This window comes from Streptomyces sp. NPDC052687, assembly GCF_040678395.1.
Classification (GTDB): domain Bacteria; phylum Actinomycetota; class Actinomycetes; order Streptomycetales; family Streptomycetaceae; genus Streptomyces.
This window is the reverse complement of sequence record NZ_JBFATR010000093.1, coordinates 1-7,445: the sequence shown is the minus strand read 5'-3', so window position 1 is coordinate 7,445 and position 7,445 is coordinate 1. Positions and strand designations below refer to the sequence as shown.

The 7,445-nt window shown below is 71.4% G+C and carries 5 protein-coding genes and 1 pseudogene; all 6 read left to right on the top strand.

All coding sequences use genetic code 11. The features are described 5' to 3' along the window. Positions 1–96 precede the first annotated feature (96 nt). Positions 97–810, top strand: a pseudogene (locus AB0K92_RS33285) (2-oxo acid dehydrogenase subunit E2); the annotation flags it as partial. Positions 811–1,040: 230 nt separating this feature from the next. Next, positions 1,041–1,664 carry a GntR family transcriptional regulator gene (locus tag AB0K92_RS33280; RefSeq protein ID WP_165997690.1) on the top strand — a complete coding sequence of 208 codons (624 nt, stop codon included), beginning with the start codon at positions 1,041–1,043 and terminating at the stop codon, positions 1,662–1,664. Positions 1,665–1,706: 42 nt separating this feature from the next. Next, positions 1,707–2,750, top strand: a complete 1,044-nt coding sequence (locus tag AB0K92_RS33275) for an ABC transporter permease (protein ID WP_365929007.1) — start codon at positions 1,707–1,709, stop codon at positions 2,748–2,750. Positions 2,751–3,018: 268 nt separating this feature from the next. After that, the gene (gene aceE, locus AB0K92_RS33270; RefSeq protein WP_365929006.1) at positions 3,019–5,730 is read left to right on the top strand and encodes a pyruvate dehydrogenase (acetyl-transferring), homodimeric type; all 2,712 of its coding nucleotides are present in this window, start codon (positions 3,019–3,021) and stop codon (positions 5,728–5,730) included. Between the two features lie 63 nt (positions 5,731–5,793). Then, positions 5,794–6,792 (top strand): WYL domain-containing protein, encoded by a 999-nt coding sequence (locus AB0K92_RS33265; protein ID WP_365929005.1) that lies wholly within the window; start codon positions 5,794–5,796, stop codon positions 6,790–6,792. 40 nt (positions 6,793–6,832) lie between these two features. Further along, positions 6,833–7,351 (top strand): DUF4240 domain-containing protein, encoded by a 519-nt coding sequence (locus tag AB0K92_RS33260; RefSeq protein WP_365929004.1) that lies wholly within the window; start codon positions 6,833–6,835, stop codon positions 7,349–7,351. Positions 7,352–7,445 lie beyond the last annotated feature (94 nt).

Here is a 7,445-nt window from a genome sequence, read left to right as displayed (position 1 = left end):
GCTACACGGTGCGCGGGGAGCGGGTCGTGGGACGTCACGCACGCGTGGAGGTCGTCACGACCGGTGTCCTGCTCCAGCGGCTGCAGCGCGACCAGCGGCCAGACCGTCAAGATGCCCCGCATCCGCAAGGTCATCGGCGACAACATGGTCAAGGCGCTGCACGAGCAGGCGCAGCTGTCGTCGGTCGTCGAGGTCGACGTCACCCGCCTGATGAAGCTGCGCGCCCGGGCGAAGGACGCGTTCGTGGCCCGCGAGGGCGTCAAGCTCTCCCCGATGCCGTTCTTCGTCAAGGCCGCCGCGCAGGCGCTGAAGGCCCACCCGGTCATCAACGCCAAGATCAACGAGGCCGAGGGGACCATCACCTACTTCGACACCGAGAACATCGGTATCGCGGTGGACTCCGAGAAGGGCCTGATGACCCCGGTCATCAAGAACGCCGGTGACCTGAACATCGCCGGTATCGCCAAGGCCACGGCGGAGCTGGCGGGCAAGGTCCGCGCCAACAAGATCACTCCGGACGAGCTGTCCGGCGCGACCTTCACCATCTCCAACACCGGTTCGCGCGGCGCGCTGTTCGACACGATCATCGTGCCGCCGGGCCAGGTCGCGATCCTCGGCATCGGTGCCACGGTCAAGCGTCCGGCCGTCATCGAGACGGAGGAGGGCACGGTCATCGGCGTCCGCGACATGACGTACCTGACCCTCTCCTACGACCACCGCCTGGTGGACGGCGCCGACGCCGCGCGTTACCTGACCGCGGTCAAGGCCATCCTCGAGGCCGGCGAGTTCGAGGTCGAGCTGGGCCTGTAAGCCCTTCGGCTCCCATGAGTGCCCTTGCCCAAAATCCCCGGGCAAGGGCACTCGTGCGTCCAGGGGCGCGAGGAACCGCGCGGCCGGTCACGTACGAGCCGCACCCGCCCGACACCAGCGGAACCGAGCTGTTACGCGCGTCTCACCTGCGCCAAAGCACCCGCGCGCGCCCTTCCGGCGCAGCGTCAGGGCCGTATTGTCTAAACGTCAACGCGCCCTAAGGAGCCCTCATGACCGCGCCCGTCATCCACTCGCTGCGCGAACAGATCCGCGAGCACATCCTGGAGGGGATCATCAGCGGGCGCTGGCAGCCGGGCGAGCGCATCGTGGAGCGGCGGATCGCGACCGAGCTGGAGGTCAGCCAGACGCCGGTGCGCGAGGCCCTGCGCGAACTGGAGTCGCTGCGGCTGATCGAGTCCGCGCCCAACAAGGGCGTGCGGGTGCGGAACCTGACGGCCGCGGACCTGGAGGAGAGCTATCCGGTCCGGGCCGGTCTCGAGGCCATCGCCGCCGAACTCGCGGCCGACCGGCTCGCGGAGGACTGCTCGGCGCTGGAGCCGCACGTCACCGCGCTGTACGACGCGGACCGGGCCTCGGACGGCACGGCCCAGGTGCGGCACACGGTGGGCTTCCACCGGGAGCTGGTGCGGGCGGCCGGCAACTCGGTGCTGCTGCACACCTGGGAAGGGCTCGGCATCGAGGTGTTCACCGCGCTGTCGATCCGCTGGCTGGGCACCGTCCAGCAGTCGTACGCGGAGGAGCACGAGGAGCTGCTCGCCGCCTTCCGGCGCCGTGACCCGCGGATCGCGGAGATCGTGAAGGCGCACGTCCTGGGGTGCGCGCCGCGCGCGTGAGTCCGCGGGCGGGCTCCCGGCAGCTGTCCTAGTCTGACCGGCATGTCCGATTCACGGCCGTCGTGGGAGCGTTTCAAGGAGTCGCCGTTCCTGCCGGCGACGGTGCTGGTGCTGATCCTGAGCGCGGCGGCGGGCCTGTTCGCCTGGTCGTACACGTATGCGATGGCGAATCCGACGCCGCGCGCGATCCCGACGGCGGTGGTGGGGTCGTACGACCACGCGCGCGGCCGGGCCTTCCTCGACGGGCTGGAGGAGGTGCTGAACGCGTCGGTGCGGGTGCGCCCTTACGACCGTCCGGCCGCCGCCCGCGCGGCCGTGGACGAGCAGGAGGTCTTCGGGATCGTCGAGGTGCGCGACGCGGGCCGGGCGGTCACGCTCGACGTCGCGGGCGCGTCCGGCGCGTCGGTGGCCGACGTGCTGTCCGAGGCGGCGCTCGAGGCCGGCGAGCGGACCGGGGTGTCGGTCACCGTCCGGGACGTCAACCCGCTCCAGCCGGGCGATCCGCGCGGGCTCGCGATCTTCTACATCTCGCTGGCCGCCGTCATCATCGGCTTCGTCGGGGCGATCCAGCTGAGCGTGCACGCGCGGGCGCTGAATCCGCTGGAGCGGATCGCCTTCACGGCGGCGTACGCGCTGCTGGGCGGCTTCGCGATCGCGGCGGCGGTGGACTGGCTGCTCGGGTCGGTGGATCTGCCGTTCCCCGAGTCGTGGCTGATCCTGGCGCTGACGATGTTCACCAGCGGCATGGTCTTCACCATGTTCAACACCCTCATCGGCCGCTGGGCGATGCTGCCGACCTGGGGTGTGATGGTGCTGGTGGGCAATCCCTCCTCGGGCGGCGCGGTGTCCTGGCCGCTGCTGCCGTCGGTGCTGGGCGCGATCGGCCGCTGGCTGCCGCCGGGCGCCTCGGTGAACGCCCAGCACACGGCGGTGTACTTCGCCGGGCACCAGCACGCCCTGCCGTTCCTGGTGCTGACGGGCTGGTCGCTGCTGTCCTGCGGGGTGTTCCTGAACTGGTCGCACCGGCATCCCGGCGGCCGTGAGCCGGAGACCGCCGGTGCGGATCCGTCCGCCGCGGCGGGGTGACACCCGAGCAAACCTGCGCTCAGACGGGTTTCCACCTGCGAAAACGAGGCAAAAACGCGTCACCCGGTGCCATCCTCCAAGGCACCCCGTGCCTATTTTCTCGTTGTCGAGAGGTTTTCCCCGTCAACCCTTTGATCGATCATCGATCAGGGGGTTACAGTCGCCGACGGACTTCCACCGAAGTCCCAGCCCTGTCCTGCCAAAGACCAAGGGCACCCCCGAACCCTTACCGATGAGGGAACCCCCTTCGACTGAGGAAGGCGGCGACATGACCGACCCCAACGCCATCCAGCCGAGCGCGCTCGACCAGCTCCCCGACCGCGACCCCGAGGAGACCGCCGAATGGCAGGCCTCGCTGGACGCGGTCGCCAAGGCGGCCGGCCCGCACCGTGCCGCGTACCTGATGCGGCGCACGCTGGAGCGTGCCGAGGGCACCGGCATCGCGCTGCCGAAGCTCCTCGAGACCGACTACGTCAACACCATCCCCACCGCCGCCGAGCCCGCCATCGACGGTGACGAGGAGATGGAGGCCCGGATCACCGCGTGGAACCGCTGGAACGCGGCGGCCATGGTGACCCGCGGCTCCAAGTACGGCGTCGGCGGCCACATCGCCACCTTCGCCTCCGCGGCGTGGCTGTACGAGACCGGCTTCAACCACTTCTTCAAGGGCAAGGACTCCGGCGACGCCGCCGGCTCCGGCGACCAGCTGTACATCCAGGGCCACGCCTCCCCCGGCATCTACGCCCGCGCCTTCCTCGACGGCCGGCTGAACGAGGACCACCTCGACAACTTCCGCCGCGAGTCCGGCGGCAACGGCCTGCCCTCGTACCCGCACCCGCGCCGGCTGCCCTGGCTGTGGGAGTTCCCCACCGTCTCCATGGGTCTCGGCCCGCTCTCCGCGATCTACCAGGCGCGCTTCAACCGCTACCTGACCAACCGCGGCATCAAGGACGTCTCCTCCTCGCACGTGTGGGCGTTCCTCGGCGACGGCGAGATGGACGAGCCGGAGTCGACGGCGGCGCTCGCGCTGGCCGCGCGTGAGGAGCTGGACAACCTCACCTTCGTCATCAACTGCAACCTGCAGCGCCTGGACGGCCCGGTCCGCGCCAACTTCAAGATCGTGCAGGAGCTGGAGGCCCAGTTCCGCGGCGCCGGCTGGAACGTCGTCAAGACGCTGTGGGGATCCGCCTGGGACGAGCTGTTCCAGCTCGACACCACCGGAGCGCTCGTACGCCGGCTGCGCGAGGTACCGGACGCGCAGATCCAGACGTACCAGACCCGCGACGCCGCCTACATCCGCCAGGACTTCTTCGGCAAGGACCCGGCGCTCGTCGAGATGGCGAAGCTGCTGAGCGACGACAAGATCCTGGAGTGCTTCCACGTCTCGCGCGGTGGCCACGAGCCGCGCAAGGTCTACGCCGCCTACCGGGCCGCCCTCGCGCACAAGGGCGCCCCGACGGTGATCCTGGCCCAGACGGTCAAGGGCCACACCCTCGGCGAGGGCTTCGCCTCCAAGAACGCCAACCACCAGATGAAGAAGCTCTCGGTGGACGAGTTCAAGGCGATGCGCGACCTGCTCGACCTGCCGATCAAGGACAGCGACTTCGTCGACGGCGTGGTCCCCTACGGCCACCCGGGCGCCGACTCCCCCGAGGTCCGCTACCTCCAGGAGCGCCGCGCCGCCCTCGGCGGTCCGGCCCCGGCCCGCCGCGTCCACCCGGTCGCACCGCTGCCCGCCCCCGCCGAGAAGGCCTTCGCCGCCTTCGACAAGGGCTCCGGCTCCCAGAACGTGGCCACCACCATGGCCTTCGTCCGCCTCATCAAGGACCTGGTCCGCGACAAGGAGACCGGCAAGCGCTGGGTGCCGATCGTCCCCGACGAGGCGCGCACCTTCGGCATGGAGTCGCTGTTCCCGTCGCTCGGCATCTACTCGCCGAAGGGCCAGACGTACGAGCCGGTCGACCGCGACCAGCTGATGTACTACAAGGAGGCCACGAACGGCCAGATCCTCAACGAGGGGATCACCGAGGCCGGCTCGATGGCCGACTTCATCGCCGCCTCCACGTCGTACGCGACGCACGGCGAGCCGATGATCCCGTTCTACATCTTCTACTCGATGTTCGGCTGGCAGCGCACCGCCGACCAGATGTGGCAGCTCGGCGACCAGCTCGGCCGCGGCTTCCTCATCGGCGCCACCGCCGGCCGCACCACGCTGACCGGTGAGGGCCTCCAGCACGCCGACGGCCACTCCCCGGTGATCGCGGCCACCAACCCGGCCGCCCTCACCTACGACCCGGCGTTCGCCTACGAGGTCGCCACGATCGTCAAGGACGGTCTGCGCCGGATGTACGGCGAGGCGGCCCCCGGCGAGGACCCGAACGTCTTCTACTACCTGACGGTCTACAACGAGCCGCTGCCGCAGCCCGCCAAGCCGCAGGGCCTCGGCATCGACGAGGGCATCGTCAAGGGCCTGTACCGCTTCAACACGGCCGAGTCGGCGGGTGTGGAGGTCGCCGCGAACGCGCCGCGCATCCAGCTGCTGGGCTCGGGCACCGCGATCCACTGGGCCCTGCAGGCGCAGAAGCTGCTCGCCGAGGAGTGGGGCGTGGCCGCCGACGTGTGGTCCGCGACCTCGTGGAGCGAGCTGCGCCGGGACGCGCTGGAGGCCGACGCGGCACTGCTGCGCGGCGAGGAGCGGGTGCCGTACGTGCGCCAGGCGCTGCAGGGCGCCGAGGGCCCGGTGCTGGCGGTCTCCGACTACATGCGCCAGGTCCCGGACCAGATCGCGCAGTGGGTGGAGCAGGACTGGTCCTCGCTGGGCGCGGACGGCTTCGGCCTGTCCGACACCCGTGAGGCCGCCCGCCGCCACTTCGGTGTCGACGCGCAGTCGATCGTCGTCGCCGCCCTGGCCCAGCTGGCCAAGCGCGGCGAGGTGAAGGCGACCGCCGTGAAGGAGGCGCGCGAGCGCTACGGCCTGTAAGGCCGCTCGTCTCCGGTGAAGGCCCCCGCTGCCCGGCGGGGGCCTTCCTGCATCATGGGCGGCATGCGCGCTGCCCGGCTGATCAAGATGGTGCTGCTGCTCCAGTCCCGGCCGTCCATGACCGCCGCCGAACTGGCGCGGGAGCTGGAGGTGTCCGAGCGGACCGTCACACGGGACGCCCAGGCGCTGTCCGAGGCGGGTGTGCCGGTCTACGCCGACCGGGGACGGGCCGGCGGCTACCGGCTGATCGGCGGCTACCGCACCCGGCTGACCGGGCTGCACCGCAGCGAGGCCGAGGCGCTGTTCCTGTCCGGCGTGCCCGGGGCGCTGCGCGAGATGGGCCTGGAGGACGCGGCGTCGGCGGCCCGGCTGAAGGTGTCGGCGGCGCTCCTGCCGTCCCTGCGGGACGCGCCGCGCACGGCGGCCCAGCGGTTCCATCTGGACGCGCCGGGCTGGTTCAGACAGCTGAAGACGCCCGAGCTGCTGCCCGCGGTCGCGGACGCGGTGTGGGACGACCGCCGGGTCACCGCCCGGTACCGGCGCGGGGACCGCGAGGTGGAGCGGCTGCTGGAGCCGTACGGGCTCGTGCTGAAGGCGGGCGTCTGGTACCTGTGCGCGCGGGTCGCCGACGCGGGCACCTCCCCGGCGTACCGCACGTACCGCATCGACCGGTTCACGGCCGTCGAGCCCGGCGAGGACCGGTTCACCCGCGCCGAGGACTTCGACCTGCCCGCGTTCTGGGAGGAGCAGGCCGAGCGGTTCGCGCGGTCGCTGCTGCGCGCGGAGGTCGTGGTGCGGCTCTCCGCGGAGGGCGTGCGCAGGCTGCCGTACGCCGTCGATCCGGTCTCCGCCCGGGACGCCCTGGCCACGGCGGGCGAGCCGGACGCGCACGGCCGGGTCACCGTCACCCTGCGGGTGGAGTCCGAGGAGGTCGCGCACACCCAGCTGACCGCCCTCGGCCCGGAGGCGGAGGTGCTGTCCCCGGTGTCGCTGCGCGAGCGGCTGGCCGCGGACGCGCGGCGGCTGGCGCGGCTGTACGGCGGGGCGGGCACGGGACACTGAAGGTGCGTCCGGGTGCGCCAGGGACGATGCTGGAGCGGTGATGGACGAGACGGAGTTCTGGGAGCTCATCGACACCACCCGGCAGTCCGCGGAGGGTGATCCGGAGGAGCAGGCCGAGCTGCTCGTGGACCGGCTGCTCCAGCTCGACCCGGAGGCCGTGCTGGACTTCGCCCGTCACTTCGAGGCGCGCTACAACCGCGCCTACCGCTGGGACCTGTGGGGCGCCGCCTGGGTGCTGCTGGACGGGGCCAGCGACGACGCCTTCGACTTCTTCCGCTGCTGGCTGATCGGGCAGGGCCGCGAGGTGTTCGAGGGCGCCCTGCACGACCCGGACTCCCTGGCCGACCTGCTCGACGACTTCGACGAGGAGATCGACGGCGACGGCGAGGACCTCGGGTACGCGGCCGACGAGGCGTACGAGCAGCTGACCGGCACGGTCGCCCCGGACCTCGGCATCCCGCCCGCCCCGGCCGAACCGGAGGGCACCCCGGTGAACTTCGAGGACGAGAGCGCGCTCGCCGAGCGCTATCCGCGTCTGTGGTACCGCTTCAGGGAGTGACCGGGCTGGTCCACTCGACGGGCCAGACCTGCGTTGGAGAACCCCGCTTCTGCGATGAGCGCGGCGAGCTGTCGGTTGGGGGTGCGCTGCGCGG